Raw genomic sequence first — 26,956 nt, 5'->3', positions numbered from 1 at the left:
GCAGAGGCTGGCGGCCCGCCGCGCAGTCATCTTTCCGCCGTGATTTCCGGTCGTCAGGGTCAGAGAGGACACCATGTCCGACGCCATTCCGTTTCTCGCCCCGCGCGCTGATGTGCTGGCGCGCCGCGCCCGGATCATTGCGGATCTAGCCGATCTTCTGCCACCCGAATGCCTGGTTCATGAGGCGCGCGAGCTGGTGCCGTTCGAGACCGATGCCTTCGTTTCCTATCGCCGCCTGCCGCTCGCCGTCGCTTTGCCGCGCACCACGGCCGAGGTGTCGGCCGTCATGCGTTATTGCCACCGTTACGGCATTCCCGTCGTGCCCCGCGGCGCCGGCACTTCGCTTTCCGGCGGCGCCATTCCGCAGGAGGATGCGGTCGTGCTCGGCCTCTCGAAGATGAACCGCATCCTGGAAATCGATCTGCCGAACCGCGTCGCCGTGGTTCAGGCCGGCGTCACCAATCTCAACATCTCCGAATCCGTCTTCGCGGACGGGTTTTTCTATGCGCCCGATCCGAGCTCGCAGCTCGCCTGCACCATTGGTGGCAATATCGGCATGAATTCCGGCGGCGCCCACTGCCTGAAATATGGCGTCACCACCAACAATCTGCTCGGCGTCAGGATGGTGCTGGTCGACGGAACGGTGATTGAGCTCGGCGGCAAGGCGCTGGACGCGGCCGGTTACGACCTGCTCGGCCTCGTCTGCGGTCACGAAGGCCAGCTCGGCATCGTCACCGAGGCGACGGTGCGGCTGATCGCCAAGCCCGAAGGCGCCCGCCCCGTGCTCTTCGGCTTCGAAAGCTCGGAAGAGGCCGGCGCCTGCGTCGCCGATGTCATCGCCGCCGGAATCATCCCTGTTGCCATCGAATTCATGGACAAGCCGGCGATCGAGATCTGCGAAGCCTTCGCCCATGCCGGCTATCCCCTCGATGTCGGCGCGTTGCTGATCGTCGAGGTTGAGGGTTCGGAAGCCGAAATGGACGCCACCCTGAAGGATATCGTCGAGATCGCCCGCCGCCATGCTGTGAAGACCGTGCGCGAATGCCAGTCGGCCACGGAAGCGGCGCTGATCTGGAAGGGGCGCAAATCCGCCTTCGGCGCCACCGGCCGCATCGCCGACTATATCTGCATGGACGGCACCGTGCCGCTCAGCCAGCTTTCCCATGTGCTGAAGAAGACCACGGAGATCGTCGATCACTACGGCCTGCGAGTCGCCAACGTCTTCCATGCCGGCGACGGCAACATGCATCCGCTGATCCTCTTCAATGCCAACGACCCCGAGGATGCCGCCCGCGCCGAAGCCGCCGGCAACGACATCCTCAAGCTCTGCGTCGATGCCGGCGGCTGCCTCACCGGCGAGCATGGCGTCGGCATCGAAAAGCGCGACCTGATGCGCCACCAGTATTCAGAGGCCGATCTCGCCCAACAGATGGCGGTGCGCGCCGCCTTCGATCCCGGCTGGCTGCTGAACCCGTCGAAGGTCTTCCCGCTGGAAGGGCGCCCCGCCGCATGATCGATCTGATACCCGGAAGCGAGGAAGAGGCGGCGGCGATCATCCGCGATCATGCTGAGGGCGGCCGGCCGATCGCCATCTGCGGCGGCAATAGCCGCGCCGGCTTCGGCAACGCCGTTGCATCAGAAGATCGGCTGCGCTCGGCCGGACTTGACGGCATCGTCGCCTATAATCCCGGCGAAATGGTCATGACCGCTCGCTCGGGCACGCCGCTTGCCATGGTCGAGGCGGCGCTATCGCAAAACGGCCAGATGCTCGCCTTCGAACCGATGGATCATCGCCCGGTCATGGGCACCTCAGGCGAGCCGACCATCGGCGGCGTCTTTGCCGCCAATGTCTCCGGCCCGCGTCGCCTCGTTGCGGGAGCCGCCCGCGACAGCCTGCTCGGCGTGCGTTTCGTCAACGGCAGGGGTGAGATCATCAAGGCCGGAGGCCGGGTGATGAAGAATGTCACCGGCCTCGATCTCGTCAAGCTGATCGCCGGCTCGCACGGCACGCTCGGTTTTCTCACCGAACTCACCTTTCGCGTGCCGCCACGCCCGAAAACCGAACAGACGCTGGTTCTCTCCGGCCTCAACGATGCCGAAGCGGCCAATGCCATGGCGGCGGCGATGGCGTTGCCGCTCGAGGTCTCCGGTGCCGCCCATCTGCCGCTGACCGTGGCCTGGAAATTCCTCGCCGGAAAATTGCCCGAGGGCGAGGCGACGGTTCTGCGCGTCGAAGGCCTGGCCGGTTCGGTCGACGTGCGCATCGAAAAGCTTGCGACGGCGATGTCGGCCTTTGCCACGGTGACGCGGCTGGATGAGCCGGAAAGCCAGAGACTCTGGCAGGAAATCCGTGATGTATCACCCTATGCCGACGGTACGGCGCGGCCGGTCTGGCGTGTCTCGGTCGCCCCCGGCACCGGTCATCAGCTCGTCGCCGCACTCCGCCTGGAAGCCGGCATCGACGCCTTCTACGACTGGCAGGGCGGTCTCGTCTGGATGCGGATGGAGGCCGGCACCGAAGCAGAAACGGTCCGCCGCTACATCAAGGCGCTCGGCGGCGGGCATGCGACGCTGATCCGCGCATCCGCTGCGGCGAGGGCGGCAACCGCCGCCTTTCATCCTGAGCCGGAGGCCGTCGCGCTGCTGTCGCGGCGGGTGAAGGAGAAGTTCGATCCTGCCGGCATATTCAATCCAGGGAAGATGGCATGAAGAACGAAATGGGTCCATGCATGGGTTGCTCCTCTCCGGCCGGTACGCCACGCACGATCTACGACATCCTCCCAATGTCGAGACTCCGTTAGATGCAAACCAACTTCACCCCGGCCCAGCTCGCCGATCCCCATGTCGCCGAATCCGAGCAGATCCTGCGCAAATGCGTGCATTGCGGTTTCTGTACCGCCACCTGTCCCACCTATGTGACGCTCGGCAACGAGCTCGACAGCCCGCGTGGCCGCATCTACCTGATCAAGGACATGCTGGAAAACGGCCGTCCCGCCGATGCCGAGGTCGTTACCCATATCGATCGCTGTCTCTCCTGCCTTGCCTGCGTGACCACCTGTCCCTCTGGCGTCGACTATATGCATCTGGTCGATCACGCCCGCGCTCATATCGAAAAGACTTACAGACGGCCGCTCATGAACCGGCTGACGCGCGCCATTCTCGCGGCCGTGCTGCCCTATCCCGGCCGTTTCCGCCTGGCGCTCAATCTCGCCCGTCTCGGCCGCCCCTTTGCCGGCCTGATGCGGGGGGCGGCGCTGAAATCCTTTGCCGCCATGCTGGCGCTGGCGCCGCGCCGCATCCCCGCGCCTTCAGACTTCGCAAAACCCGGCACGCATCGGCCGGAGACGGAACGGCGGGGGCGGGTGGCGATCCTGTCCGGCTGCGCCCAGCCGGTGCTCGATCCCGGTATCAATGCGGCGGCGATCCGGCTGCTGACGCGGCTTGGCGTCGAGGTCGTGGCGCCGCAAGGCGAGGTTTGCTGCGGTTCATTGGTCCACCACATGGGTCGGGCTGAACAGGCGCTTGCAAGCGCTCGCACCAATGTCGATATCTGGACGCGCGAAATCGAGAGCCAGGGCCTCGATGCGATCATCATCACCGCATCGGGCTGCGGCACGACGATCAAGGATTACGGTCACATGCTGCGCCTCGACCCCGTCTATGCCGCAAAGGCGGCCAGGGTCTCGGCGCTGGCAAAGGACATTACCGAGTATCTGGCGACCCTCGACCTGCCGGCCCATACGCCGAGGGGGATCACGGTCGCCTATCATTCCGCCTGTTCGCTGCAGCACGGCCAGCGCATCACGCTTGCGCCGAAGCAATTGCTGAAGGCGGCCGGCTTCACCGTGCGCGATCCGGCCGAAGGCCATCTCTGTTGCGGTTCGGCCGGCACCTACAACATCATGCAGCCGGAGATCTCGGCGGCGCTGAAAGCACGCAAGGTTAAGAACATCGAAGCCACCAAGGCCGATATCATCGCCACCGGCAATATCGGCTGTATCACCCAGATCGCCACCGGCACCGATATCCCGATCCTGCATACCGTCGAGCTTCTCGATTGGGCCTATGGCGGCACTGTGCCGGAAAAATTAACTGGTTTGCCGTTAGGCTGAAGAGAATGCAGCAGGCCCGTTCGGGCCGCTCCCGGGAGGTTGGGCGATGTGGCGGGGAATGATTGTACTTGCGGGACTGCTCGGTGCGGCAGGTGCGGCCCAGGCCGACAGCCGCCTATTCTGTTCCGCCGATGACGCGCAAGCGCGCTTCACCCTCGAAAGCGGTTTTGCCAGCGATGCCGGGCACAGGCTCAACCATTTCCGCGGTGCGCTGATCGTTAAGGATCCCGCACAAGCGGCCTTCGCAAAACGTCTGTTCGAATCGCATCATCTGAGCAACCACTGGTCGCGCGATGGCGAGCTGCTCCTGGAAGTCTTCGACGGCGGTGGTGACGATACCGGCGGCGCAACGCTGGATCTGGTGGTGGTCGCCGGCAAGCGCGGTAAGCCGACCGCGAATTTCAGCGGTACCTATTCCCTGACGATCGAAGGTGGTGAGAAACCCTACGTCGCCGAGGGCAAGGTCAGCTGCGGCACGAAATAGCCCCGCAGCTGAAATTCAATTCATTACCAGTGGAAGGACACGCCGACGTTGACGGCGTTGGTGAAGATGTTGGTCTTCAGCCGGTCACCGCTGTCGATCGGAACGTCGACGCGCGAATAGGTGCCCTTGTATTCGACGAAGGTCGACCAGCGCTCGGTCACCTTGAAGTCGACGCCGGCCTGCGCCTGCAGCGTCACGCCGCCGAATTCATAAGCCCAGGTCTTGCCCTGCGGGCGAATCACTTCGACATGCGGAATGTTCACGCCGATACCGGCGCCGACATACGGCGTCCAGCGGCGGGCCGGATCCTTGAAACGATAGAGACCGTTCACGGTGAGCAGGTTCAGGCCATCGGTGAATTCGAAATGAGACCAGCCGGCCTTGGCGAGCGTGTCGTCGTCCGCATAGACCTTGTCATGGGTAAAATCGAGCGAGATACCCCAGTTCGGCTTGTTGAAGTCCTCGAGCCACCAGGTGACGCGAGCGCCGTAATAGGGCGGGCTGCCGAAGGACTTGCCTTCCCAGCCGGCGGTGAAACTTGTCCCGTCCGAGACGTCGACGCCACTGTGCGGCGCGGTCTGATAGCCGCCGTAGATGGAGAATTCCAGATCTTCCGCCGAGGCAGAGGCTGCTGAACAGATTGTGAAAAGCGCGATGCCCGCAAGCAGGGAGGCGGAGGAACGCAGCGCATATGTCATTGAATATCCCCGATATTGCAAATATGTCGACTCTTAGGCACCTGTGCCAGCTTTCCGCCGTAAAGTCTAAGGAAAAGAAAAGGCGCGTCGAAATGCGCCTTTCGTTTTTTCGTGAGTGTTGCTCAGCCGCCGAACATCGTGCGCAGCACGTCGATGCCCTTGTCCTCGAACGCGACCTTGCCCTGTTTGTTGCCGGGACCGATGACGATTACCTTGGCGCCGACGGTGGCGCGATCATAAAGATGCATCACGTCTGCGTTCATCATGCGGATGCAGCCGGAAGACATGTTGAGGCCGATCGTCCAGGGCTGATTGGTGCCGTGGATGCGGAAGATGGTGTCGCGGCCGCCCTGATAGAGATACATGGCGCGGGCGCCGAGCGGATTGTCCTCGCCGCCTTCCTGGAAAGCGGGAATGATGTGGCCCTTGGCGGCTTCGCGGCGGCGCATTTCGGCCGGCGGGGTCCAGCTTGGCCATTCGGCCTTGCGGCCGATCTTGACGATGCCGGACCAGCCGAAGCCGTCGCGGCCGACGCCGATGCCGTACCGGGTGGCGCGGTTGTTGCCTTCGACGAGGTAGAGATACTTGTTGTTGGTATCGATGATGATGGTGCCGGCCGCTTCCGTCGTCACCAGGCGCACTTTCTTGCGCTTGAACTGTGGCTTCACATATTTCGGCATCTGCGCCACGCGCACGATCTGGGCCGGCCGCCGTGTATTGTCGGAGGCTGAGCCGGCAGGCTCGGAGAAGGCTGGCGTGGACATCAAGGACAGGACAAGTCCGGCCGCGGCCAGTCCTTGCATCAATTTGATCATGATCGGTTCCCCTCAAGCAAATCCGCCCGAAGCTACATGATCTTTTGCCCGATTCAAGATCGTGATGGCCTTATAAAGCAATTTTAGAGAGTGGACCCGCTTGTTCTTGCGGCTTCATAGAGCATTTCCGTATTTCTGAGAAACACAAAAATGCTCTATCTCTTTGTTTTTTCGCAATCTTGAACGCCAAACCGCTACACACTTTTGCTGAAATTGCTCCGGCTATTGCATGCGCCGTTACATGACGATTACGCGGGTGCCGACGTTGACGCGGTCGTAGAGATCGACGACGTCCTCGTTGCGCAGGCGGATGCAGCCGGAAGAAACGGCGCTGCCGATCGACCAGGGCGCATTGGTGCCATGGATTCGGTAGAGCGTCGAGCCGAGATACATGGCGCGCGCGCCGAGCGGGTTTTCCGGGCCGCCGTCCATGCGCGCCGGCAGATAGTGGCCCTTGGCGGCTTCGCGGCTGATCATCTCGGAAGGCGGCGTCCAGTCCGGCCATTCCGTCTTGCGAGTGATCTTGTGGACGCCCGCCCATTCGAAACCCGGCTTGCCGACGCCCACACCATAGCGCCGCGCCCTGCCGCCTTCCATGACGAGATAGAGAAAGCGGTTGTTGGTATCGATGACGATTGTGCCTGGCTTTTCCGTGGTGGTGTAGTCGACCATCTGCGGCAGGTATTGCGGCTCGATCGGACGGCGGATCGCCGGTATGCCGGGATTGATTGCCGAAACGGTCTGTGGCGCTGCCTGCGGCGCCTGGCGCAGGACGCGGCGCTGGAAAAGGCCGCGCTGCTGCCGCTGGACGACCGGCCGCTGGTAGACGACGGGACGAACCTTGCCGCCGAGCTGATTGATCCATGGCGCGGTCAGATCGGGACTGAGGATGACGGGCGGGCGGGTGGCGTAGCGGTCGTCTGCAATGGCGGCCGTGGAGAAGATGCCGCAGAAGGCTGCGGCAAGAACAATGTGTTTCATCATCGGACGAACTCTCTACAAATGACCGAAAATGCGCTGGCGGAACATGTCCGCCCGCCGAGACGCTGCCACCTTATCCGCCAGCGATTGGTAAAGATCGATTGAGGAAAGATCGGCCGGCCGGATAAACTTTTCGTCAGGGTTACCGATCGGTTTGGAAAGACGGTTTGCAAATGGTAAAGCCGGAATCATGACCGGAGAACGAAGCGGATCCCGGAGAATGAAGGACATGAGCACGACTGGCATCATCATCGGCGAGGACGGCAGGAGCCGCTGTCACTGGCACGCCAATCTGCCGGACTATCTCAGATATCATGACGAGGAATGGGGCCGCCCTGTTACCGATGATATCCGCCTTTTCGAGAAGATCTGTCTCGAAGGATTCCAATCCGGCCTTTCCTGGCTGACCATCCTGCGCAAGCGGGAGAATTTCCGCGCCGCCTTCGCCGGCTTCGACTTCGAGAAAGTTGCCCTCTTCGGCGATAAGGATGTCGCCCGCTGTCTGGCCGATGCCGGAATCATCCGTCATCGCGGTAAGATCGTTTCCACGATCAACAACGCCAAGCGCGCAATCGATCTCCGGGACGAATTCGGCTCGCTCGCCCATTATTTCTGGCGCTACGAGCCCGGTCACAACGAGCGGCCGGCGGTGGTCGACCGTGGACACATCCTCGCCAATCCGACGACGGCGACATCGGTGGTCATTTCTAAGGATCTGAAGAAACGCGGCTGGACCTTTGTCGGCCCGACCACAGTTTATGCCTTCATGCAGGCGATGGGCCTCGTCAACGATCATCTGGAGGGCTGCTTCTGCCGGCCCGATGTGGAAGCGATGCGCGCCGTCCTGATTCGACCATGAAAGATCTGTCCGTGAAAATCTCGATCGCTGCCCTTGCCCTGTTCTTCTTGCCGGCCTTTGCCATGGCGCAGGCGCCGCAGCTCGATCCCGGCGAGAAGCTGGAGAAGCTGCAGTTCCCGGCCGTCACCATGCAGCTCAAGGGATGGACGAAATTCGGCAAGGGCCGCGTCTACACGTTGCCGGTGCGCGCAGGTCAGCACGTGAAGATCGATTTTTCGACCAAGAGCAAGTTTGCCTTCCTGGCGATTTTCGACCTGTCGAAACCGGATGACGAGGCTTTCTTCGGCACCGACGAGGACGGCATGAGTTTCCAGACGACGGTGAAGGAAAATACCACCTGGCTGCTGCGTCCCTATTACTCCAAGGTTTCGCCGCGCCGCGGCCTCGGGGCGCCCTTCAGCATCCTGATCGAGCCCCTGGCGGTTGCCCCGCAGCAGCCGCAGCCGCAGCCGCCCTCCGAGCCGGAATCTCCGTCGCTGTTTCCGAAGGCGCCGCCCAAGGCGAAATGAAGCACGGCCGACTATGCGAGCCGTTCGACCAGTTCGCGCAATTCGCCGAGATGACCGATCTTGCGGAAACGCGGCGCCTCGCTCGGCTCGTCCACATGTTCCAGCACCCAGGTGAGTTCGTGCGGCACGAAGACGCCGTAGCTGCCGGCCGCGATCGCCGGAACGATATCCGATTTCAGCGAATTGCCGACCATCATCGCCCGCTCGGGCCCGTCGCCCACCTTGGCAAAGATGCGGCGATAGGTGACGGCCGTCTTGTCGGAAACGATCTCGACCGCATCGAAGAAGTCGCCGAGCCCGGATTGGGCGAGCTTGCGCTCCTGGTCGAAGAGATCGCCCTTGGTGATCATGACAAGCAGATATTTGCCGGCGAGCGCTTCCAGCGTGTCGCGTGCATGCGGCATGGTCTCGACCGGGTGGCTGAGGAGGTCGCGGCCGGTATCGAGGATCTTGGCGATGACGCTCGCCGGCACCTTGCCCTCAGTGATCTCGATTGCGGTCTCGATCATCGACAGCGTGAAGCCCTTGATGCCGAAGCCGTAATGGCGAAGGTTGCGTTTCTCGGCCTCCAGCAGCCGCTCGGAAATCTTCGGACCTTCGGCGAAATCGGCAAGCAGCTCTGTAAAATGAGCTTCCGTCAGTCGGTAATATTGTTCGTTCTGCCAGAGCGTGTCGTCGGCATCGAAGCCGATCGTCGTCAGGGCTCGCGTCGTCACATGTGCACCTCTTGAACTATGGCCGGCAATCTATCGGCCGCCTGTGTCGAGACAAGGGCGTTCGCTTCCGATGCGACGAGGCCCGGCGTTGAAAAACGCCGCCGTCGCACTACATCGAATTGGCCTCACCCAGCAGCCAGCCATGGCTGTGCCTGTCGCGCGCAGGCCAATAATCAAAAAATGAAGTTCTTGAGTCCGCAAGTCCCTCTTGCGGCAGAAACAAAGGATTTTTCTCGACCATGCGTTACAACCAACTCGGAAATACGGGGCTTTTCGTCTCGGAAATCTGCCTGGGCACGATGACCTTCGGCGAAGCCAAAGAAGGCAGCATGTGGGGCGCCATCGCCGATGTCGACCAGAATGCCGCCGACCGGATCGTCGAGCGCTCGCTTGCAGCAGGCGTCAATTTCATCGACACGGCCGACGTCTATTCATCCGGCGAGTCCGAAAGGCTGCTCGGCCAGGCGCTAAAGAACCTCGATGTGCCGCGCAAGGACGTCGTCATCGCCACCAAGGTCTATGGCGTCATGGGCGACAAGCCGAACGACCGCGGCGCCTCGCGCGGCCATATCATGGATTCGGTGGAGGCGAGCCTGAAGCGCCTGCAGACCGATCATATCGACCTCTATCAGATCCACGCGACCGACACGGTGACGCCGATCGAGGAGACACTGCGCGCTTTCGACGACCTCGTTTCGCGCGGCCTCGTGCGCTATATCGGCGTTTCCAACTGGCAGGCCTGGCGTATTTCCAAGGCGCTCGGTCTCTCCGAACGCCGCGGCTTTGCCCGCTTCGAAACCGTGCAGGCCTATTATTCCATCGCCGGCCGCGATCTCGAACGAGACATCGTGCCGATGATGCAGGAGGAGAAGCTCGGGCTGATGGTCTGGTCGCCGCTCGCCGGCGGTCTGCTCTCAGGGAAATATGGCCCCGGCGCACCCGGCAACGGCGAAGGCCGCCGCGCCAATTTCGATTTTCCGCCCGTCGACAGGGACAGGGCCTGGGCCTGCGTCGCCGTCATGCGTGAGATCGCGGAAAAGCATGGCGCCAGCGTCGCGACGGTCGCGCTCGCCTATATCCTCGCCAAGCCTTTCGTCACCTCGGTCATCATCGGCGCCAAACGCGTCGATCAACTCGACCAGAACCTTGCCGCCGTTGGGCTGAAGCTCGACGAAGGCGATATGCAGAGGCTCGACGAGGTGAGCGCGCTGGCGCCTGAATATCCGGGCTGGATGCTCGCCCGCCAGGCCGCCGGACGCCGCCCGGCCGATTTCGAGCCGAAGGACTGAGGTCATCGGCATCGTGCCACGGCCGGCAGCTTCTTGCGGATGCCTGCCTCTCACCTGGCCCTCTCCTCGTTATGACGGGGAGAGGGACGTGCCAAACCCAACCCCCTGGCGAAGCAGTCCGGTGCGGCATATGCCGGTGGCGGCGGCCGGATGAGGCCCGGCCAAGCTTCCGTTCAGCATCGAAAATGCGGTGCCAGGCCGGCCGGGCTGGGGTGCTGGTGCACCAGGCCTGTTGTCATCTGCGGCTCCCGGCAAGCGGCCGCGGGATAGCCGGAATGGATTTCCCGCCGGTATTGAACTGCCGCCGGCAGCATGCTTCCGCTCGACGCCGGCCGGCGCATTCACCGACGCGCATGTCTGACGGCCCGCCCACGCGGCCATGGCGCTGTAGTCCAGACAGCCGAGGAATATCTCAACGAGGGCGAGCATGCGCAGGCGGTTTGCGTAGGCGGATGCCGGCTGCACGTCAATATTGCCGTCGGTCCCATCCTGATCACCAGCTTGCAATGACCTTGTGTTCGATCCGGTAGTCCCGGCTCTCTTCGCCGAGCGGAGCGACAGGCCATTTCCAGGCAGCTTTTCCCGGCGGCGGGGCGACGCCGTGCAGCAGGTCGGCCTCCTCATGTGTCTTGCCGTTGCGGTCTATGACGGCATAGGCGATATCGGTCACAAGGCAGTGCTGGCAGGAAAGTCCCGAAAGCCCGGTGAGATGCGCCGCGATCAGTCTCTCCACCGTATCTTCAGGCATTCGACCGGCCGCCTCGGCTGCATGGCGCCGCTTCACGCCGCGGCCGATCTGGGACAGGAGATTGGCGGAAATCACGAGATCGAGATAGGGCACGCCGCGCAGGAGGCCGAGTGGCTCCACCTCTCTGCCGGCGGCGAGATCGTCATAGCCGGAGAGGTCGCGCTCTATCAGCCGAATGTTGCGATAGCCCTTCGCCGCAAGCCACAGCCGCACCGAAGCGAGATGAACGAGATCAATGAGCACCACTGTGTCGAAATCGCGCGCCAGCTCTTCGATCGGCACGTCCCGCAACAGGCCGGACCCCAGCACGACTGCGGTCCGCTTCTGCCTCAGTCCGGCCGCCGCCGCGCGGATTGCGTTGCGGCTCTTCTCCTCGTGGTCGGCCCAATCGCCGGCGCAGCGCCCGGCCCGTGACCAGAGGTTGACGGAATAGCGGATGAACTTCCGGTGGGGCTTGCCGGTCAGCGGCAATGTCGTGGCATAGAGGAGCGCCTCGGTGATCATGAGCATATCCGCATTCTGAAGATGCCTGATTGTTCAATCGATTCTGGCAGCGCCATCAAGTCCCTTCGCCCTTGCCGCTCCCCGCCCAATCCGCTAGGACACCGCCACTGTCATAGTCAGCGGAACTCCCGGAAATGAACGACAAGCAGAAGAAACCGCAAAAGCTCAAGGCCCGCCTGCCGCGCGGCTTCGTCGACCGTGCGGCCGTCGATATCCGCGCCGTCAACGAGATGACGGCAAAGATCCGGGAAGTCTATGAGCATTATGGTTTCGACCCCGTGGAAACGCCGCTGTTCGAGTATACCGACGCGCTCGGCAAGTTTCTGCCCGACAGCGACCGGCCGAACGAAGGCGTCTTCTCGCTGCAGGACGATGATGAGCAATGGATGTCGCTGCGCTACGACCTGACGGCGCCGCTCGCCCGCCATGTCGCCGAGAATTTCAACGAGATCCAGCTTCCCTACCGCACCTATCGCGCCGGTTACGTCTTCCGCAACGAGAAGCCGGGTCCCGGCCGTTTCCGCCAGTTCATGCAGTTCGATGCCGATACGGTCGGGGCGCCCGGCGTCCAGGCCGATGCCGAAATGTGCATGATGATGGCCGATACGCTTGAAGCCCTCGGAATCAAGCGCGGCGACTATGTCATCCGCGTCAACAACCGCAAGGTCCTGGACGGCGTGCTGGAGGCGATCGGCCTCGGCGGCGACGACAAGGCCGGCCAGCGGCTCAATGTGCTGCGCGCCATCGACAAGCTCGACAAGTTCGGCCCGGAAGGTGTGGCGCTGCTGCTCGGTCCCGGCCGCAAGGATGAATCCGGCGACTTCACCAAGGGCGCTGGTCTCAACCAGGACCAGATCGTCAAGGTTCTGTTCTTCGTCGGCATCAGAGATTACGCCGAAAGCGCCGGACGCCTCGCCGAACTCGTTGCGGGAACGTCGAAGGGCGCCGAAGGCGTCGAGGAGCTGAATTTCATCGGTGCGCTCGTCACGATCGCCGGCTACGGCTCCGACCGCATCAAGATTGATCCCTCCGTCGTGCGCGGCCTCGAATATTATACCGGCCCCGTCTACGAGGCCGAGCTCCTCTTCGACGTCACCAACGAGAAGGGCGAAAAGGTCGTCTTCGGCTCGGTCGGCGGCGGCGGCCGTTACGACGGACTGGTCTCCCGCTTCATGGGCCAGCCGGTCCCGGCGACCGGCTTTTCGATCGGCGTCTCCAGACTGATGACGGCGCTGAAGAACCTCGGCAAGCTTGGGGCGAGCGAGGTGATAGAGCCGGTGCTGGTGACGGTGATGGATGGCGACGTCGAGGCGATGGGGCGCTATCAGCGCTTTACCCAGCAGCTTCGGGCCGCCGGCATCCGCGCCGAGATGTTCCAGGGCAACTGGAAGAAATTCGGGAACCAGCTGAAATATGCCGACCGCCGCGGCTGCCCCGTCGCCATCATCCAGGGTGGTGACGAGCGCTCTCAGGGCGTCGTGCAGATCAAGGATCTGATCGAGGGCAAGCGGCTTTCCGGCGAGATCGAGGACAATGCCAGCTGGCGCGAAGCCCGCGTGGCGCAGGAGACGGTTGCGGAAGCCGATCTCGTCGCCAAGGTGCAGCAAATCCTTGCCGCGCAGGCGGAGGATCGGAAGAGAGCGGGCGGCGATGTCTGAGCTATACCCCCCTCTGCCCTGCCGGGCATCTCCCCCACAAGGGGGGAGATTGAATGGGGGCGGCCTCTTGCCCCCGTCAAACGCCATAGTTCGCCAGCGCCACTTGGCGCACCCTCAATATAGCGGGAGACCGGTGCGTCTTGCCGATCTCCCTCCTTGTGGGGGAGATGCCCGGCAGGGCAGAGGGGGGTGCCTTCCGGCACGCTCCTCGCCTGTTACTTGGAGTGCGGCATGCCCCTGATCAACCTCCCCGAATTCGCCGCTGACCTGCTGGCGGAGTTCGACGCGCGCAAGGCCGAGCGCATCGACACGCCTGTCATTCAGCCGGCCGAGCCGTTCCTCGATATTGCCGGCGAGGATCTGCGCCGGCGCATCTTCATGACCGAGAGCGAAACCGGCGCCAGCCTCTGCCTGCGTCCCGAATTCACCATCCCCGTCTGTCTGCGCCACATCGAGACGGCGACCGGCACGCCCAAGCGTTACGCTTATCTCGGCGAGGTCTTCCGCCAGCGCCGCGACGGCGCCAACGAGTTCTATCAGGCCGGCATCGAGGATCTCGGCGACATCAACATACCGGGCGCCGACGCCCGTGCCATCGGTGACGCCACCGGCATTCTCGCCCGCCTGCTGCCGGGCCGGCGCCTGTCGGTGACGCTTGGCGATCAGGCAGTGTTCGAGGCGGTCGTTCAGGCACTCGGCCTGCCGCTCGGCTGGCAGAAGCGGCTGATCCATGCTTTCGGCAATATGACGCAGCTGGAGGCGCTGCTGGCCAGCCTCGTCAGTTCGCAATTCGTCACCGGCCTCGACGACGATATTGCCCGGCTTGTCGCATCAGACGACGAGCCGGCGCTGGTCGCCCACATCGAGCAGGAAATGCAGGCGACGGGTTACTCGACGAATGCCAGCCGTTCGCCGCTGGAGATCGCGCGGCGGCTCAAGGAAAAGCTGATTCTGTCGGAAACACGCCTCGACGACGCCGCCTTCCATGTGCTGGAAGAGTTCCTGTCGCTGCACGTGCCGCTCGTCAATGCGTCCGCAGCGCTTGCCGGCTTTGCCGACGCTGCCGGCCTGAAGCTCGGCAATGCGCTGTCGCGCTTCAACGGCCGCGTCGGCGCCCTTGCCGATGCCGGTGTCGACCTGTCCTGCCTTGATTACCGCGCCGCTTTCGGGCGTCCGCTCGATTATTACACCGGCCTCGTCTTCGAGGTCACCGCGGAAGGCTCGAGCGCGGTTCTGGCCGGCGGCGGCCGCTTCGACCGGCTCTTAACCTTCCTCGGCGCGACGGATCGCATTCCGGCCGTCGGCTTCTCCTTCTGGCTCGACCGCATCGAAACCGAAAGGGCAGCCGCATGACCATCACCATTGCGCTTCCCTCCAAGGGCCGGATGAAGGACGACGCTTCGGCGATCTTCGAGCGGGCCGGCATGCCGATATCGGCAGTCGGCAACGACCGCTCCTATCGCGGCCGCGTCGAAGGCTGGGACAACGTGGAGATCGCCTTTCTTTCGGCGTCTGAAATCTCCCGGGAGCTCGGCAACGGCACCGTCGATTTCGGCGTCACCGGCGAAGACCTGATGCGGGAGGGTTTTGCCGAGGTCGACAAGCGTGTCGAATTCTGCGCCCGGCTCGGCTTCGGTCACGCCGATGTCGTCGTCGCGGTGCCTGAAATCTGGCTTGATGTCGAGACCATGGCCGATCTCGGCGATGTCGCCGCCGATTTTCGCGCCCGCCACGGCCGGCGCCTTGCCATCGCTACCAAGTACTGGCGCCTGACCCAGCAGTTCTTTTCGAGCCAGCACGGCATCCAGCTTTATCGCATCGTCGAAAGCCTTGGCGCGACCGAGGGGGCTCCGGCGTCCGGTTCGGCCGATATCATCGTGGATATCACCTCCACCGGCTCGACGCTGCGCGCCAATCATCTCAAGGTTCTCAAGGACGGGATCATCCTGCATTCAGAGGCTTGCCTCGTGCGGGCCTGCAAGGGTAGCCACGCGGATGAGCCGGCCGTGCAGGCGATCATCGAGGCCGTGCGCACCGCCCTCTGAACTCCGCGATCAAGGCACAAGAAAACCCGCCGTCGGATGTGACGGCGGGTTCTGCATGTCTGGGAGGAGGACCTGCTGTATCAGGCGACCGCGTAGGCGCCGCGGCGGGCATCGAGCGAATATGCGCCTGCGCCGTTGGTGGCGAGCATGATATAGGCGCCGGCGAGCGTGATGTTCTTCATGAAGTTGACGAAGTTCAGGCCGTTCAGCCAGGCATTGGCGGCCGCCGGGAAATCCGGAACGTTGATCGGCGAGAAGTGGAAGACAAAGCCGGTGAAGACGCAGAAGACGGCGAGCAGCCAGCCGACGATGCGAACCTGGAAACCGACGAGAACGGCAAGGCCGGCAGCGAGTTCGAAGAGGCCGGCGAGATAGGTGAGCGCCGTGGCAGCCGGCAGGCCTGCACCGGCGATCATGCCGGCAGTCGAAGCCGGATCGGTGATCTTGCCGAAGCCGGCGAAGATGAACATGAAGGAAAGCAGGACACGGGCAATCAGGATGATGACGTTGTTCGACATGGACGTTGTCTCCGTTTGAATGACTCTGGAGATCTTGGTGCCCCGGCACCGTATCGACCTCGGATGGCTCCTATGTCGCTTTTTTCTTCGGTTGTGGAAAGATAAACGGAAGCGGACACTTCGTTCAATAATATGAAACGATGTGCTTGCGAGGCACCGCTTGCCTTTGTTGAGCCAGGTCTCTTATGGTCGGCGCCCAGCAAGGAGAACCCGATGGCAGATCTATCCGAATTTCAGATCACCGCGCGTTGGCCGGCAAAAAATCCCGACATCATCCAGCTCTATTCGCTGCAGACGCCGAACGGCGTGAAGGTATCCGTCGCCCTCGAGGAACTCGGCCTCGCCTATGAGCCGCATTATGTTTCCTTTGCTGGCAACGAGCAGAAGTCACCCGAATTTGAATTTCTGAACCCGAACGGCCGCATTCCCGCGATCATCGATCCAAACGGGCCCGGAGGGAAACCGATGGGCCTTTTTGAATCCGGCGCGATCCTGCTTTATCTCGCCGAAAAGACCGGCAAGCTCATCCCCGCCGATGCTGCCGGCCGCTACGAATGCATCCAGTGGGTATTTTTCCAGATGGCTGGCATCGGGCCGATGTTCGGCCAGTTTGGTCATTTCTACAAATTCGCCGCCGACAAGGTTGCCAACAACTCCTATCCGATGGAGCGTTATCGCGATGAATCCAAGCGCCTGCTCGGCGTACTCGAGGGCCGGCTGCAGGGTCGCCAGTGGATCATGGGCGATCAATATACGATCGCCGACATCACCACCTTCACCTGGGTTCGCGGCGCCGATATCTTTTATGGCGGCCGCGAAGTTCTCGAATATGCGAAATTCCCGGCGGTTTCCGATTGGCTGGCGCGCTGCATCGCCCGTCCGGCAAGCGAAAGGGGCCTGAATATCCCGGTCAAGCCGGAGTAGCGACGGTTCCCGGAAATCACGAGGGCCGCCCGGTAGGCGGCCTTATTCGTTAATCGTCATTCTTATTGCCGGCTTGTGATCTGCCTTGCGCCTTCGAGCTTGAAGCGTGGAAAGATGAAGATGCCGGCCATGCTGCCGCTGTATTTTACCTCGAGCCCGTTCGACTCGCCCATGCAGAAGAGCGGCTGGCGCAAGCCGCTCGGCATGATGATCGTCGTCGAAAAGCAGAACGAGGAGCAGAGCGTCGCCGCCTGCTCGAACAATTCCAGCACATGGGCGCGATCCTTGGCGTCGTAGCAGCGGATCAGGTTCAAAAGCCCACATTCCCGTGAGGAAAGCCCGTGCAGCATCGAGCTCCATTCGCCGAGATGGATCACGCCGCTCGAGAAATCTCCGCTCCACGCCTCGGAAACGGAAAGCTGCGACAACATCTCGTGATTTCGCTTGTTGTCGTTCAGCGAGCCGGGCATCAACGGGACGGCTGCATTGGCTTTGGCGATCTTAAACAAGGCGTTCCCCAGTTCGGATGCGGCTCCTCCGCCGCACGCGCGTCAACACAAGAAACAGGATCATGTAGCAGCGGGCATTATGCCCGCGCTGGCGGCCGCCGGCCGTTGCCACAGCCATCGGCCTCCGAAACCGGAACCGTCAGGCCGAACATTATGGCGTCGCATTTCGCGCTCCGGGCTCGCTTGCAGGCGAAGATTATCGCCGGGGCGCACGTCAATTGCTGCGCGGATTTATAGGAGCTTTTAAACAAACGGCAACGGCTTTTTCGGGGGGCGGTGGTGCGGCCGCTTTCTCCGGAGGCTCCGTCATGTATCTGACCGCTCGTCGGAAAAGCAACGAAAATTGCCCTTTTTGACGCGTTTATAGCGCCTTTACTCCAGGACGCTGGACAAATTCTGCCGCGGAACGGTCCGCCTCTGCCTATTTCGCGGGATCGGAAAATGAGCAGCGACACAAGCCTGACGAAAGCTTGGAGGTCGGCTGGCGCGCTGCACGGGATAAAATAGTGCGCAATGAATCGAATCGCTGCGGGCAAAAGAAAAGGGCGACCCGAGGGTCGCCCTTGCTGTTCCGAATGTGCCGGAATGGATGTCAGTGATGGCTTTGGCCTATCACATCATGTCCATACCGCCAGTTCAGCGCGCGTGACGCGCTGAACTATCTTGGTTGATGGGCGGTTTCATGGACGATGCTGTGACAGGCCGGAGGCCTATCACATCATGTCCATACCGCCCATGCCGCCCATGCCGCCCGGCATAGCCGGAGCGTCCTTCTTCGGCAGCTCGGCGATCATGGCTTCGGTGGTGATCAGCAGCGATGCAACGGAAGCGGCGTCCTGCAGGGCGGTGCGAACGACCTTCACCGGGTCGATGATGCCCATGCCGATCATGTCGCCATATTCGCCGGTCTGGGCGTTGTAACCCCAGTTGTCCTGATCCTTGTCGAGGATCTTGCCGATGACGATCGAGGCTTCATCTCCAGCGTTCTCGGCGATCTGGCGGGCCGGAGACTGCAGAGCGCGGCGAACGATGTTGATGCCGGCTTCCTGGTCGTCGTTGACGCCCTTGGCCGAGATCTTGACGGAAGAACGGAGCAGGGCAACGCCGCCGCCCGGTACGATGCCTTCCTGAACGGCAGCGCGCGTCGCGTTGAGGGCGTCGTCGATGCGGTCCTTCTTTTCCTTCACTTCGACTTCCGTCGAGCCGCCGACGCGGATGACGGCAACACCGCCGGCGAGCTTGGCAAGACGCTCCTGCAGCTTCTCGCGGTCGTAGTCGGAGGTGGTTTCTTCGATCTGGGCCTTGATCTGGGCAACACGGCCTTCAATGTCGGACTTGGCGCCCGAACCGTCGACGATCGTGGTGTTTTCCTTGGAGATCGAAACCTTCTTGGCACGGCCGAGCATGTCGAGCGTGACGCTTTCGAGCTTGATGCCGAGGTCTTCGGAGATGACGGTGCCGCCGGTCAGGATGGCGATGTCTTCGAGCATGGCCTTGCGGCGGTCGCCGAAACCAGGCGCCTTGACGGCAGCGATCTTCAGGCCGCCGCGCAGCTTGTTGACGACGAGGGTTGCGAGGGCTTCGCCTTCGACGTCTTCAGCGATGATGAGGAGCGGCTTGCCGGTCTGGACGACGGCTTCGAGAACCGGGAGCATCGACTGCAGGTTCGAGAGCTTCTTCTCGTGGAGGAGAATGAAGACGTCTTCGAGGTCGGCGACCATCTTTTCCGGGTTGGTGACGAAGTAGGGGCTCAGGTAGCCGCGGTCGAACTGCATGCCTTCGACGACTTCGAGTTCGGTTTCGGCGGTCTTGGCTTCTTCAACCGTGATGACGCCTTCGTTTCCGACCTTCTGCATGGCTTCGGCAATGTCGAGGCCGACCTGGCGTTCGCCGTTTGCGGAAATCGTGCCGACCTGGGCAACTTCTTCCGAAGTGTTGATCTTCTTGGCCTTAGCCTGGAGATCCTTGACGACTTCGGCAACGGCGAGATCGATGCCGCGCTTCAGGTCCATCGGGTTCATGCCGGCGGCAACGGCCTTGGCGCCTTCGCGAACGATCGCCTGGGCAAGAACGGTTGCAGTCGTGGTGCCGTCGCCGGCGATGTCGTTGGTCTTCGAAGCGACTTCGCGGACCATCTGGGCGCCCATGTTTTCGAACTTGTCTTCAAGTTCGATTTCCTTGGCGACCGAGACACCATCCTTGGTGATGCGCGGCGCGCCGAAGGACTTGTCGATGATGACGTTACGACCCTTCGGGCCGAGCGTGACCTTCACCGCATCGGCGAGAATGTCGACGCCGCGCAGCATCTTTTCGCGCGCGGTGCGGCCAAACTTGATTTCTTTAGCTGCCATGTTTGTGTCTCCTGAATTCGATTTGTTCGGGCAGAAAGCCCGTCAGCCATTTCGGGAAGCGGATCGGCCGATCAGCCGATGATGCCCATGATGTCGGCTTCCTTCATGATCAGAAGGTCTTCGCCGTTGATCTTGACTTCAGTGCCGGACCACTTGCCGAACAGAACGCGGTCGCCAGCCTTGACGTCGAGCGCCACGACCTTGCCGGACTCGTCACGAGCGCCGGAACCGACGGCGACGATTTCGCCTTCCTGCGGCTTCTCCTTGGCGGTGTCGGGAATGATGATGCCGCCCTTGGTCTTCTCTTCGGACTCGACGCGACGAACGACGACGCGGTCGTGAAGCGGACGGAAATTGGTGGTTGCCATTGTCTAATCCCTCGATCGAATGACATTCGCGGACCGGAGCGGTCCACATGGATAAGTGTTAGCACTCCTCCATAGTGAGTGCTAGCGCTCGAGCATTTAGGGATGGCTCCGAGAGGAGTCAATGAGAGCAATCACGAATTTTTGTGCCGGAATTGTGAAGAGGCGGCGAATTATCGGAGATTGCCGCGGAAATCTTGTCTCGCGGTTGCCTTTCGCGCCCCCGCCGGACCTTGCCGTCCGCACTCGCCGCCGTCGACGGCATTCTTGCCTGCCAAGGTGCAGAAAATGCCTTGCCATCGCCTCGCGGCTTTGCAATGTCACCGGTGACTGAAGCAAATCGGGAAATTGGAATGGCCAGGCGGATAGAAAACTTCTCGCAGGTATCAGCTCACTATGACGTGGTGCTCTGCGACGTCTGGGGCGTGGTTCACAACGGCGTCGATCCGTTTCCGAAGGCCGCCGCAGCCCTCCAAGCGGCGCGCGAGAGCGGTCTTGCCGTCGTCCTCATCACCAATTCGCCGCGCCTTTCCTGGCAAGTGGTCGAGCAGTTGCGCCATATCGGCGTTCCCGACCGCGCCTATGACAGGATCGTCACCTCGGGGGACGTCACCCGCGGGCTGATTTCCGAGGGACCGAAGACGGTCTTTCTGCTCGGCCCCGAGCGCGACAAGGCGCTTCTCGAAGGCATCGGCGTTGAGCGCCGGCCGGCCGCCGAAGCGCAATCGCTCGTCTGCACCGGCTTTTTCAACGACGAGACCGAAAAGCCCGAGGATTACACCGACATGCTCCTGGATTTCCAGGCGCGCGAGGTGCCGATGATCTGCGCCAATCCAGACCTCGTCGTCGAGCGCGGCCATCGCATCATCCCATGCGCCGGCGCCATGGCCGCCTATTACGAGCAGCTCGGCGGCAAGACCCGCATTGCCGGCAAGCCACACCGGCCGATCTACGAGGCGACGCTCGCGGCCGCCCGCGAGCTTCGCGGCGATTTCTCCATCGACCGCGTGCTGGCGATCGGCGACGGCATGCCGACCGACGTGCGCGGCGCCTTGAATTACGGCCTCGACCTTCTCTACATCAGCGGCGGTATCCACGCTAAGGAATATACCTTGAATGGCGAGACCGACGAGGCGATCCTCAACGCCTATCTCGAACGCGAAAAAGCCGCGCCGAAATGGTGGATGCCGCGCCTTGCATGAAGAGAAGCCCGCCGATGACCGTCTTCCACCGCAATGAAACCCGGGATCCCTTGCCTGCCCATCTGAAGGGAGGGGTCATCGCCATCGGCAATTTCGACGGCGTGCACCGCGGCCATCAGTCGGTGCTGAACCGCGCGCTCGAAATCGCGAAGGCGCGCGGCATTCCTGCTCTGGTGCTGACCTTCGAGCCGCATCCGCGCACGGTCTTCCGGCCCGAGATGCCGGTCTTCCGGCTGACGCCTGCGCCGCTCAAGGCCCGCATCCTGGAAACGCTCGGTTTCAACGCGGTCATCGAATATCCCTTCGATTACGAGTTTTCGCAGCGCTCGGCCGACGATTTCATCCATTCGATCCTGAAGGATTGGCTCGGCGCTTCCGAAGTCGTCACCGGCTTCGATTTCCATTTCGGCCGCGGCCGCGAAGGCGGTCCGGCTTTCCTGATGAATGCCGGTCAGACCTATGGCTTCGGCGTCACTCTCATCGATGCCTTCCGCGACGAAAACGCTGATGTCGTTTCCTCGAGCCATATCCGCGCGCTCTTGAAGGACGGCAATGTCAGCGAAGTCGCCGGCATGCTGGGTTACCGCTATACGGTCGAGGCCGAGGTGATCGATGGCGAAAAGCTCGGCCGGCAGCTGGGTTTTCCCACCGCCAACATGCGCCTGCCGTCGGAGGCCGAACTCGCCGCCGGCATCTATGCCGTCCGCTTCCGGCGCCAGGACGGAACGCTCCACGATGCCGTGGCGAGCTACGGTCGCCGGCCGACGGTGACGGAAAACGGCGCGCCGCTGCTCGAAACCTACCTGTTCGATTTCAGCGGCGATCTCTACGGCCAGCTCTGCGCCGTCACCTTCTTCGGCTATATCAGGCCCGAGCTGAAATTCGATGGCCTCGATGCGCTCGTCGCCCAGATCAAGCGCGACGAGGAGGAGGCGAGGGCGCTGCTGGCAGGTGTCAAGCCGCTCGGCGAACTTGATCGGAAGCTTTGTTTTTCCTGAGATTGCCGCGGCTAAAATCTCCCGCCGGGAGCCGGGTTTGGGTGATGACCCGTGATCACAGGCTCACGAATTCTTCTCTTCCTTTTCCCGGCAAAAACGCCTATGAACCGGCGCTATGACGAAATTTCGGCTGGCGATCACGATGCGAATTATCGGCCCGGCCTTCCGCGCGCGCTAAGCGGCCGGGAGGTCCGGGTTTTCGGCGCTTGGACACGAGCGCTTCCGTCACCAGCTTTTTCACGCACGTAGCGCCCCTTCCTGGGCCGCCAGAAACGATTGTCCCGATATGACCGACACAGCCGAAAAGATCGATTACTCGAAGACCCTCTATTTGCCCGAAACCGATTTCCCGATGCGCGCCGGCCTGCCGCAGAAGGAGCCGGAGCTCGTCAAGCGCTGGCAGGAGATGGACCTCTACAAGAAACTGCGCGCCTCTGCCGCCGGCCGCGAAAAATTCGTCCTGCATGACGGCCCACCCTATGCCAATGGCAACATCCATATCGGCCATGCGCTGAACAAGATCCTCAAGGACGTCATCAACCGTTCGTTCCAGATGCGCGGCTATGACGCCAACTACGTGCCGGGCTGGGATTGCCACGGCCTGCCGATCGAATGGAAGATCGAGGAGGAGAACTACCGCGCCAAGGGCAAGGCCAAGCCCGACCTGACCGAGCCGGCGGCGATGATCGAGTTCCGCCGCGAGTGCCGCGCTTATGCCGAAAAGTGGATCAAGGTCCAGGGTGACGAGTTCCAGCGCCTCGGCATCGTCGGTGACTTCGAAAACCCGTATCTGACGATGAACTTCCACGCGGAAAGCCGCATTGCCGGTGAACTCTTGAAGATCGCCGCAAGCGGTCAGCTCTACCGCGGCTCAAAGCCGATCATGTGGTCGGTCGTCGAGCGCACTGCGCTGGCCGAAGCCGAGGTCGAGTATCACGACTATGAGAGCGACACGATCTGGGTGAAATTTCCGGTCGAGAAGGCTCCCGATGGCGTCAAGGATGCCTTCATCGTCATCTGGACGACCACGCCCTGGACGATCCCCGGCAACCGGGCGATCGCCTATTCCTCACGTGTTGCCTACGGCCTTTACGAGGTCACGGCTGCCGAGAACGATTTCGGCCCGCGTCCGGGTGAGAAGCTGATCTTCGCCGACAAGCTGGCTGAGGAATCCTTTGCCAAGGCGAAGCTGCAGTACAAGCGTCTTTCGGATGTCACGGCTGCCGATCTTGCCGCCATCACCTGCGCCCATCCGCTCAAGGGTCTAGACGGCGGCTACCAATTCGCCGTGCCGCTGCTCGACGGCGACCATGTCACCGACGATGCCGGTACCGGCTTCGTGCACACGGCACCCAGCCACGGCCGCGAAGACTTCGACGTCTGGATGGCGCATGCCCGTGAAATCGAGGCGCGCGGCATCGAGACCAAGATCCCGTTCCCGGTCGACGACGGCGGCTTCTACACATCCGATGCTCCCGGCCTGGAAGGCGCGCGGGTCATCGACGACAACGGCAAGAAGGGCGATGCCAATGATCGCGTCATCAAGGCGCTGATCGAGCGCAATGCGCTCTTTGCCCGCGGCCGCCTTAAACATCAGTATCCGCATTCCTGGCGCTCGAAGAAGCCGGTGATCTTCCGCAACACGCCGCAGTGGTTCGTCTATATGGACAAGACGCTGCCGGATGGAACGACGCTGCGCAGCCGGGCCCTCGGCGCGATCGACGACACCCGTTTCGTGCCGGCGGCCGGCCAGAACCGTCTGCGTGCGATGATCGAGCAGCGCCCGGACTGGGTTCTTTCCCGTCAAAGAGCGTGGGGCGTGCCGATCTGCGTCTTCGTGAATGAGCAGGGCGAAGTCCTGAAGGACGAGGCCGTCAACCAGCGCATCCTCAATGCCTTCGATGTCGAGGGCGCCGACGCCTGGTTTGCCGAAGGCGCCAAGGAGCGCTTCTTGGGCAACGAGCATGATCCGGCCAAGTGGACGCAGGTCATGGATATCCTCGACGTCTGGTTCGACTCGGGCTCGACGCACACCTTCACGCTGGAAGACCGCCCCGATCTGAAATGGCCGGCCGATCTCTATCTCGAAGGATCCGACCAGCATCGCGGCTGGTTCCATTCCTCGCTGCTGGAATCGGCTGCCACCCGCGGCCGCGCCCCTTACGACGCCGTTCTCACCCATGGTTTTACCATGGACGAGAAGGGCGAGAAGATGTCGAAGTCGAAGGGCAACGTCACCTCGCCGCAGGAAGTGATGAAGGACGCTGGCGCCGACATCCTGCGTCTCTGGGTCATGACCTCTGACTATGCCGATGATCTGCGCGTCGGTAAGACGATCATCCAGACCAATGTCGACGCCTATCGCAAGCTGCGCAACACCATCCGCTGGATGCTCGGAACTCTGGCCCACGACAACGGCGAGGTCATCGCGCTCGCCGATCTGCCGGAGCTGGAGCAGCTGATGCTGCACCGTCTCTCCGAGCTCGACCGGCTCGTGCGCGAGAACTATGACGCCTTCGACTTCAAGAAGATCGCCCGCGCCTTGATCGACTTCGCCAATGTCGAGCTCTCGGCTTTCTACTTCGACGTGCGCAAGGATGCGCTCTATTGCGATGCGCCCTCCAGCCTTCGCCGCCGCTCGGCGCTTTACGTCATCCGCATGATCTTCGATTGCGTGGTGACCTGGCTTGCGCCAATGCTGCCCTTCACGACGGAAGAGGCGTGGCTTTCGCGCAATCCCTCGGCCGTTTCGGTACATCTGGAGCAGTTTGCTCCGGTCGCGAAGGAATGGCGCAACGATGCGCTGGCCGAAAAGTGGAGGAAGATCCGCGCAATCCGCAGCGTCGTGACCGGCGCGCTCGAAATCGAGCGCAAGGACAAGCGCATCGGTTCCTCGCTCGAGGCAGCTCCCGTCGTGCATGTCGCCGATGCTGAGCTTCGCAAGGCGCTCGAAGGTCAGGATTTCAGCGAAGTCTGCATCACCTCTGATATCACGATCAAGGCGGATGCCGGCCCGGCCGACGCCTTCCGCTTGGCCGAGGTGCCTGACGTCGCCGTCGTGCCGACGCTTGCCGAAGGCGTCAAATGCGCTCGTTCCTGGCGCATCACGACCGATGTCGGTTCCGATCCGGATTATCCCGACGTGTCGGCGCGGGACGCTGCCGCCTTGCGCGAACTCGGCATCCGCGCCTGAAGATATTTGCCGGGTGAATTGCCTTTGCGACGTTCATCCGGTAAAAGCTGCCTGAAAATGGCCGGATTTTTGCGTCAGGGGGACGGTTGTCCGGTAGGGCGACGATTGCACCGGTGGCTGGAAGGGTTTTCATGTTCGCAACGCATTGGTTCCGTGTAGGCGCCTGCCTGTCTGTTGTTATGGCGGGATGCTCCCTGATGTCCGGCTGCGCCAGCAGCCCGACCTACGGTACCGACAAGACCGCCATGGAGCAGTTGACCGACGATCTCGGCCAGTCCGTATCGTTGACCGGACCGGAACCGAAGAACAAGGGCGTCAAATATACGCCGCGTCCGACGCTGGTGCTGCCGGCCCAGGGGCAGCGCGAGACCCTCGTCGCGCCACAGCCGACGGTGGCCAACAAGGACAATCCGCAATGGCTTGAATCGCCGGAGGAGACCCGCGCTCGCCTCGTTTCCGAGGCTGACGCCAATTCGGACAATCCGAATTATCGCTCGCCGCTGGCGAGCTCGGCCATTGAAGGCGGCCGGCGTACGACCGAAGCCCAGACCCAGGCCTATCGCGAGGCCCGCGCTCTGCAGAAGGGCTCCTATATCGATCAGCGCCGCTACATTTCCGACCCGCCGCCCGGTTACCGCACCGTCGACGATCCGGCAAAGCTCGAGGACCTCGGCGAGCCCGAGCTCAAGAAGCAGAAGAAGCGCAAGAAGGATGCGGCGATCGCCAATTCCGGCAAGCAGTGGTGGAACTTCCTGCAGTAGCTTATCTCGGATGTAGGCGTTGTCCGGTTGCTTCAAATGTCGTGTGACATGCCGCAATCGCTGGCCAGACCCTCATCCGCTTGCCGGCACCTTTTCCCCGCAGACGGGGCGAAGGGAGTATGCCGCACCCTCTCCGTTAACCGTTAACCTTTCGCAGGGCGCATGCCCTCACCCCGTTGACGGGGAGAGGGCTAGGGTGAGGGGAGAACTACAGGCCCGAACCCGACAGCCGTGGCGCGTGCGGTTACGGCGGATCCCTCCGTTCCGCAAAGAATCTCCGCAATATCTCGGCCGACTGGATTTCGTTGATGCCGGAATAGACCTCCGGTGCGTGGTGGCAGGTCGGTTGCGCATAGAATCGCACGCCATGATCAACGGCGCCGCCTTTCGGATCCTCGGCCCCGTAATAGAGCCTTCGGATACGCGCAAACGAGATGGCTGCTGCGCACATGGTGCAAGGCTCCAGCGTCACATAGAGGTCGGCGCCGACAATGCGCTCCTGCCCAAGCGCCTCGCAGGCGAGACGGATTGCGGCGATTTCGGCGTGCGCAGTGACGTCTTTGCGCTCCCGCGTGCGGTTTCCCGAGCGTGAAACGGCAATATTGTCGACAACGACCACCGCGCCGATCGGCACCTCGCCGCGTTCTCCGGCGGCGCGCGCTTCTTCAAGCGCCATCTCCATGAAACGATTTGTCTTCACGATCGCAAGAATTTCCA

The 26,956-nt window shown here is 62.3% G+C and carries 26 protein-coding genes; 15 read left to right on the top strand and 11 right to left on the bottom strand.

From position 1 onward, the window contains the following. Positions 1 to 73: 73 nt before the first annotated feature. The 4 genes from FFR93_RS15645 (at position 74) to FFR93_RS15630 (ending at position 4,596) form a co-directional block, all read left to right on the top strand. Positions 74 to 1,513: an FAD-linked oxidase C-terminal domain-containing protein gene (locus tag FFR93_RS15645; protein ID WP_138393863.1), complete on the top strand. Its 1,440-nt coding sequence runs from the start codon at positions 74 to 76 to the stop codon at positions 1,511 to 1,513. Next, entirely contained in the window at positions 1,510 to 2,709 is a 1,200-nt protein-coding gene (gene glcE / locus FFR93_RS15640; protein ID WP_138393862.1) for a glycolate oxidase subunit GlcE, read from the top strand. Before FFR93_RS15645 ends, glcE begins: the two co-directional genes overlap by 4 nt. 92 nt (positions 2,710 to 2,801) lie before the next feature. Further along, the gene (glcF, locus tag FFR93_RS15635) at positions 2,802 to 4,112 is read left to right on the top strand and encodes a glycolate oxidase subunit GlcF (protein WP_138393861.1); all 1,311 of its coding nucleotides are present in this window, start codon (positions 2,802 to 2,804) and stop codon (positions 4,110 to 4,112) included. A 46-nt stretch (positions 4,113 to 4,158) separates the two neighbouring features. Next, complete coding sequence (locus FFR93_RS15630; RefSeq protein WP_064706235.1) at positions 4,159 to 4,596, top strand: hypothetical protein; 438 nt, start codon at positions 4,159 to 4,161, stop codon at positions 4,594 to 4,596. Positions 4,597 to 4,619: 23 nt separating this feature from the next. Here FFR93_RS15630 and FFR93_RS15625 read toward each other — a convergent pair whose 3' ends face one another. The 4 genes from FFR93_RS15625 to FFR93_RS15610 all read right to left on the bottom strand — a co-directional run bounded on the left by FFR93_RS15625 (position 4,620) and on the right by FFR93_RS15610 (position 7,327). Further along, a complete protein-coding gene (locus FFR93_RS15625) occupies positions 4,620 to 5,294 on the bottom strand; it encodes an outer membrane beta-barrel protein (protein ID WP_064706236.1) in 675 nt (224 codons plus the stop codon). A gap of 122 nt (positions 5,295 to 5,416) precedes the next feature. After that, a complete protein-coding gene (locus FFR93_RS15620) occupies positions 5,417 to 6,109 on the bottom strand; it encodes a L,D-transpeptidase (RefSeq protein ID WP_138393860.1) in 693 nt (230 codons plus the stop codon). Positions 6,110 to 6,346: 237 nt separating this feature from the next. Next, the gene (locus tag FFR93_RS15615) at positions 6,347 to 7,093 is read right to left on the bottom strand and encodes a L,D-transpeptidase (protein WP_064710868.1); all 747 of its coding nucleotides are present in this window, start codon (positions 7,091 to 7,093) and stop codon (positions 6,347 to 6,349) included. 12 nt (positions 7,094 to 7,105) lie between these two features. After that, positions 7,106 to 7,327 carry a hypothetical protein gene (locus FFR93_RS15610; protein WP_171049191.1) on the bottom strand — a complete coding sequence of 74 codons (222 nt, stop codon included), beginning with the start codon at positions 7,325 to 7,327 and terminating at the stop codon, positions 7,106 to 7,108. On the opposite strand from FFR93_RS15610, the gene FFR93_RS15605 reads away from it, so the two are divergent. Both FFR93_RS15605 and FFR93_RS15600 read left to right on the top strand, forming a co-directional pair. Further along, positions 7,320 to 7,949: a DNA-3-methyladenine glycosylase I gene (locus tag FFR93_RS15605; protein ID WP_138393858.1), complete on the top strand. Its 630-nt coding sequence runs from the start codon at positions 7,320 to 7,322 to the stop codon at positions 7,947 to 7,949. The two genes, FFR93_RS15610 and FFR93_RS15605, sit on opposite strands and share 8 nt — an antisense overlap. Continuing rightward, positions 7,946 to 8,458, top strand: a complete 513-nt coding sequence (locus tag FFR93_RS15600; RefSeq protein WP_138393857.1) for a hypothetical protein — start codon at positions 7,946 to 7,948, stop codon at positions 8,456 to 8,458. Before FFR93_RS15605 ends, FFR93_RS15600 begins: the two co-directional genes overlap by 4 nt. An 11-nt stretch (positions 8,459 to 8,469) precedes the next feature. Here FFR93_RS15600 and FFR93_RS15595 read toward each other — a convergent pair whose 3' ends face one another. Further along, on the bottom strand, positions 8,470 to 9,174 hold the full coding sequence (locus FFR93_RS15595; RefSeq protein ID WP_138393856.1) for an HAD family hydrolase: 705 nt from the start codon (positions 9,172 to 9,174) through the stop codon (positions 8,470 to 8,472). A 239-nt stretch (positions 9,175 to 9,413) separates the two neighbouring features. On the opposite strand from FFR93_RS15595, the gene FFR93_RS15590 reads away from it, so the two are divergent. Beyond that, positions 9,414 to 10,463 carry an aldo/keto reductase gene (locus tag FFR93_RS15590; RefSeq protein WP_138393855.1) on the top strand — a complete coding sequence of 350 codons (1,050 nt, stop codon included), beginning with the start codon at positions 9,414 to 9,416 and terminating at the stop codon, positions 10,461 to 10,463. Between the two features lie 493 nt (positions 10,464 to 10,956). Here FFR93_RS15590 and FFR93_RS15580 read toward each other — a convergent pair whose 3' ends face one another. Then, positions 10,957 to 11,721, bottom strand: a complete 765-nt coding sequence (locus FFR93_RS15580) for a hypothetical protein (protein WP_138393853.1) — start codon at positions 11,719 to 11,721, stop codon at positions 10,957 to 10,959. 128 nt (positions 11,722 to 11,849) lie between these two features. Here FFR93_RS15580 and hisS point away from each other — a divergent pair, with 128 nt between their 5' ends. From hisS to hisG, 3 genes are all read left to right on the top strand, one after another. Then, positions 11,850 to 13,373: a histidine--tRNA ligase gene (gene hisS, locus FFR93_RS15575; protein ID WP_138393852.1), complete on the top strand. Its 1,524-nt coding sequence runs from the start codon at positions 11,850 to 11,852 to the stop codon at positions 13,371 to 13,373. A gap of 231 nt (positions 13,374 to 13,604) precedes the next feature. Beyond that, positions 13,605 to 14,726 carry an ATP phosphoribosyltransferase regulatory subunit gene (locus FFR93_RS15565; protein WP_138393851.1) on the top strand — a complete coding sequence of 374 codons (1,122 nt, stop codon included), beginning with the start codon at positions 13,605 to 13,607 and terminating at the stop codon, positions 14,724 to 14,726. Next, on the top strand, positions 14,723 to 15,418 hold the full coding sequence (gene hisG / locus FFR93_RS15560; protein WP_064706245.1) for an ATP phosphoribosyltransferase: 696 nt from the start codon (positions 14,723 to 14,725) through the stop codon (positions 15,416 to 15,418). The genes FFR93_RS15565 and hisG overlap by 4 nt, the downstream gene beginning before the upstream one ends. Before the next feature lie 80 nt (positions 15,419 to 15,498). On the opposite strand, the gene FFR93_RS15555 is transcribed toward hisG, so the two are convergent. Next, the gene (locus FFR93_RS15555) at positions 15,499 to 15,936 is read right to left on the bottom strand and encodes a DoxX family protein (protein WP_064710873.1); all 438 of its coding nucleotides are present in this window, start codon (positions 15,934 to 15,936) and stop codon (positions 15,499 to 15,501) included. 213 nt (positions 15,937 to 16,149) lie between these two features. On the opposite strand from FFR93_RS15555, the gene FFR93_RS15550 reads away from it, so the two are divergent. Further along, positions 16,150 to 16,860 carry a glutathione binding-like protein gene (locus tag FFR93_RS15550; protein WP_138393850.1) on the top strand — a complete coding sequence of 237 codons (711 nt, stop codon included), beginning with the start codon at positions 16,150 to 16,152 and terminating at the stop codon, positions 16,858 to 16,860. A 62-nt stretch (positions 16,861 to 16,922) separates the two neighbouring features. Here the strand turns inward: FFR93_RS15550 and FFR93_RS15545 are convergent, their stop codons facing one another. From FFR93_RS15545 to groES, 3 genes are all read right to left on the bottom strand, one after another. Continuing rightward, on the bottom strand, positions 16,923 to 17,369 hold the full coding sequence (locus FFR93_RS15545) for a hypothetical protein (protein WP_138393849.1): 447 nt from the start codon (positions 17,367 to 17,369) through the stop codon (positions 16,923 to 16,925). A 713-nt stretch (positions 17,370 to 18,082) separates the two neighbouring features. Continuing rightward, on the bottom strand, positions 18,083 to 19,720 hold the full coding sequence (gene groL, locus FFR93_RS15540; RefSeq protein WP_064693968.1) for a chaperonin GroEL: 1,638 nt from the start codon (positions 19,718 to 19,720) through the stop codon (positions 18,083 to 18,085). Positions 19,721 to 19,791: 71 nt separating this feature from the next. Continuing rightward, positions 19,792 to 20,088 carry a co-chaperone GroES gene (gene groES / locus FFR93_RS15535; protein ID WP_007530391.1) on the bottom strand — a complete coding sequence of 99 codons (297 nt, stop codon included), beginning with the start codon at positions 20,086 to 20,088 and terminating at the stop codon, positions 19,792 to 19,794. 350 nt (positions 20,089 to 20,438) lie between these two features. Between groES and FFR93_RS15530 the strand changes: the two genes are divergently transcribed. The 4 genes from FFR93_RS15530 (at position 20,439) to FFR93_RS15510 (ending at position 26,239) form a co-directional block, all read left to right on the top strand. Then, positions 20,439 to 21,287 carry a TIGR01459 family HAD-type hydrolase gene (locus FFR93_RS15530; RefSeq protein ID WP_138393848.1) on the top strand — a complete coding sequence of 283 codons (849 nt, stop codon included), beginning with the start codon at positions 20,439 to 20,441 and terminating at the stop codon, positions 21,285 to 21,287. A 14-nt stretch (positions 21,288 to 21,301) separates the two neighbouring features. Continuing rightward, the gene (locus FFR93_RS15525) at positions 21,302 to 22,285 is read left to right on the top strand and encodes a bifunctional riboflavin kinase/FAD synthetase (RefSeq protein WP_138393938.1); all 984 of its coding nucleotides are present in this window, start codon (positions 21,302 to 21,304) and stop codon (positions 22,283 to 22,285) included. Positions 22,286 to 22,571: 286 nt separating this feature from the next. Further along, a complete protein-coding gene (gene ileS, locus FFR93_RS15515) occupies positions 22,572 to 25,478 on the top strand; it encodes an isoleucine--tRNA ligase (protein ID WP_064706249.1) in 2,907 nt (968 codons plus the stop codon). 131 nt (positions 25,479 to 25,609) lie between these two features. Continuing rightward, complete coding sequence (locus FFR93_RS15510) at positions 25,610 to 26,239, top strand: hypothetical protein (protein ID WP_064706250.1); 630 nt, start codon at positions 25,610 to 25,612, stop codon at positions 26,237 to 26,239. 244 nt (positions 26,240 to 26,483) lie between these two features. Here FFR93_RS15510 and FFR93_RS15505 read toward each other — a convergent pair whose 3' ends face one another. Next, positions 26,484 to 26,921: a nucleoside deaminase gene (locus tag FFR93_RS15505; protein WP_138393937.1), complete on the bottom strand. Its 438-nt coding sequence runs from the start codon at positions 26,919 to 26,921 to the stop codon at positions 26,484 to 26,486. Between the last annotated feature and the right edge of the window lie 35 nt (positions 26,922 to 26,956).

Source organism: Rhizobium sp. MHM7A (assembly GCF_005862215.1).
Lineage (GTDB): Bacteria > Pseudomonadota > Alphaproteobacteria > Rhizobiales > Rhizobiaceae > Rhizobium > Rhizobium bangladeshense.
Note: the sequence above shows the minus strand (reverse complement) of the source record. Positions and strands in the feature narration are given on the sequence as shown.

Bases quoted from the DNA above. Each gene is read 5' to 3' on its own strand.
- FFR93_RS15645 (WP_138393863.1), top strand. From the start codon at position 74: ATGTCCGACGCCATTCCGTTTCTCGCCCCGCGCGCTGATGTGCTGGCG.
- glcE (WP_138393862.1), top strand. From the start codon at position 1,510: ATGATCGATCTGATACCCGGAAGCGAGGAAGAGGCGGCGGCGATCATC.
- glcF (WP_138393861.1), top strand. From the start codon at position 2,802: ATGCAAACCAACTTCACCCCGGCCCAGCTCGCCGATCCCCATGTCGCC.
- FFR93_RS15630 (WP_064706235.1), top strand. From the start codon at position 4,159: ATGTGGCGGGGAATGATTGTACTTGCGGGACTGCTCGGTGCGGCAGGT.
- FFR93_RS15625 (WP_064706236.1), bottom strand. From the start codon at position 5,294: ATGACATATGCGCTGCGTTCCTCCGCCTCCCTGCTTGCGGGCATCGCG.
- FFR93_RS15620 (WP_138393860.1), bottom strand. From the start codon at position 6,109: ATGATCAAATTGATGCAAGGACTGGCCGCGGCCGGACTTGTCCTGTCC.
- FFR93_RS15615 (WP_064710868.1), bottom strand. From the start codon at position 7,093: ATGATGAAACACATTGTTCTTGCCGCAGCCTTCTGCGGCATCTTCTCC.
- FFR93_RS15605 (WP_138393858.1), top strand. From the start codon at position 7,320: ATGAGCACGACTGGCATCATCATCGGCGAGGACGGCAGGAGCCGCTGT.
- FFR93_RS15600 (WP_138393857.1), top strand. From the start codon at position 7,946: ATGAAAGATCTGTCCGTGAAAATCTCGATCGCTGCCCTTGCCCTGTTC.
- FFR93_RS15590 (WP_138393855.1), top strand. From the start codon at position 9,414: ATGCGTTACAACCAACTCGGAAATACGGGGCTTTTCGTCTCGGAAATC.
- FFR93_RS15580 (WP_138393853.1), bottom strand. From the start codon at position 11,721: ATGCTCATGATCACCGAGGCGCTCCTCTATGCCACGACATTGCCGCTG.
- hisS (WP_138393852.1), top strand. From the start codon at position 11,850: ATGAACGACAAGCAGAAGAAACCGCAAAAGCTCAAGGCCCGCCTGCCG.
- FFR93_RS15565 (WP_138393851.1), top strand. From the start codon at position 13,605: ATGCCCCTGATCAACCTCCCCGAATTCGCCGCTGACCTGCTGGCGGAG.
- hisG (WP_064706245.1), top strand. From the start codon at position 14,723: ATGACCATCACCATTGCGCTTCCCTCCAAGGGCCGGATGAAGGACGAC.
- FFR93_RS15555 (WP_064710873.1), bottom strand. From the start codon at position 15,936: ATGTCGAACAACGTCATCATCCTGATTGCCCGTGTCCTGCTTTCCTTC.
- FFR93_RS15550 (WP_138393850.1), top strand. From the start codon at position 16,150: ATGGCAGATCTATCCGAATTTCAGATCACCGCGCGTTGGCCGGCAAAA.
- groL (WP_064693968.1), bottom strand. From the start codon at position 19,720: ATGGCAGCTAAAGAAATCAAGTTTGGCCGCACCGCGCGCGAAAAGATG.
- groES (WP_007530391.1), bottom strand. From the start codon at position 20,088: ATGGCAACCACCAATTTCCGTCCGCTTCACGACCGCGTCGTCGTTCGT.
- FFR93_RS15530 (WP_138393848.1), top strand. From the start codon at position 20,439: ATGGCCAGGCGGATAGAAAACTTCTCGCAGGTATCAGCTCACTATGAC.
- FFR93_RS15525 (WP_138393938.1), top strand. From the start codon at position 21,302: ATGACCGTCTTCCACCGCAATGAAACCCGGGATCCCTTGCCTGCCCAT.
- ileS (WP_064706249.1), top strand. From the start codon at position 22,572: ATGACCGACACAGCCGAAAAGATCGATTACTCGAAGACCCTCTATTTG.
- FFR93_RS15510 (WP_064706250.1), top strand. From the start codon at position 25,610: ATGTTCGCAACGCATTGGTTCCGTGTAGGCGCCTGCCTGTCTGTTGTT.
- FFR93_RS15505 (WP_138393937.1), bottom strand. From the start codon at position 26,921: ATGGAGATGGCGCTTGAAGAAGCGCGCGCCGCCGGAGAACGCGGCGAG.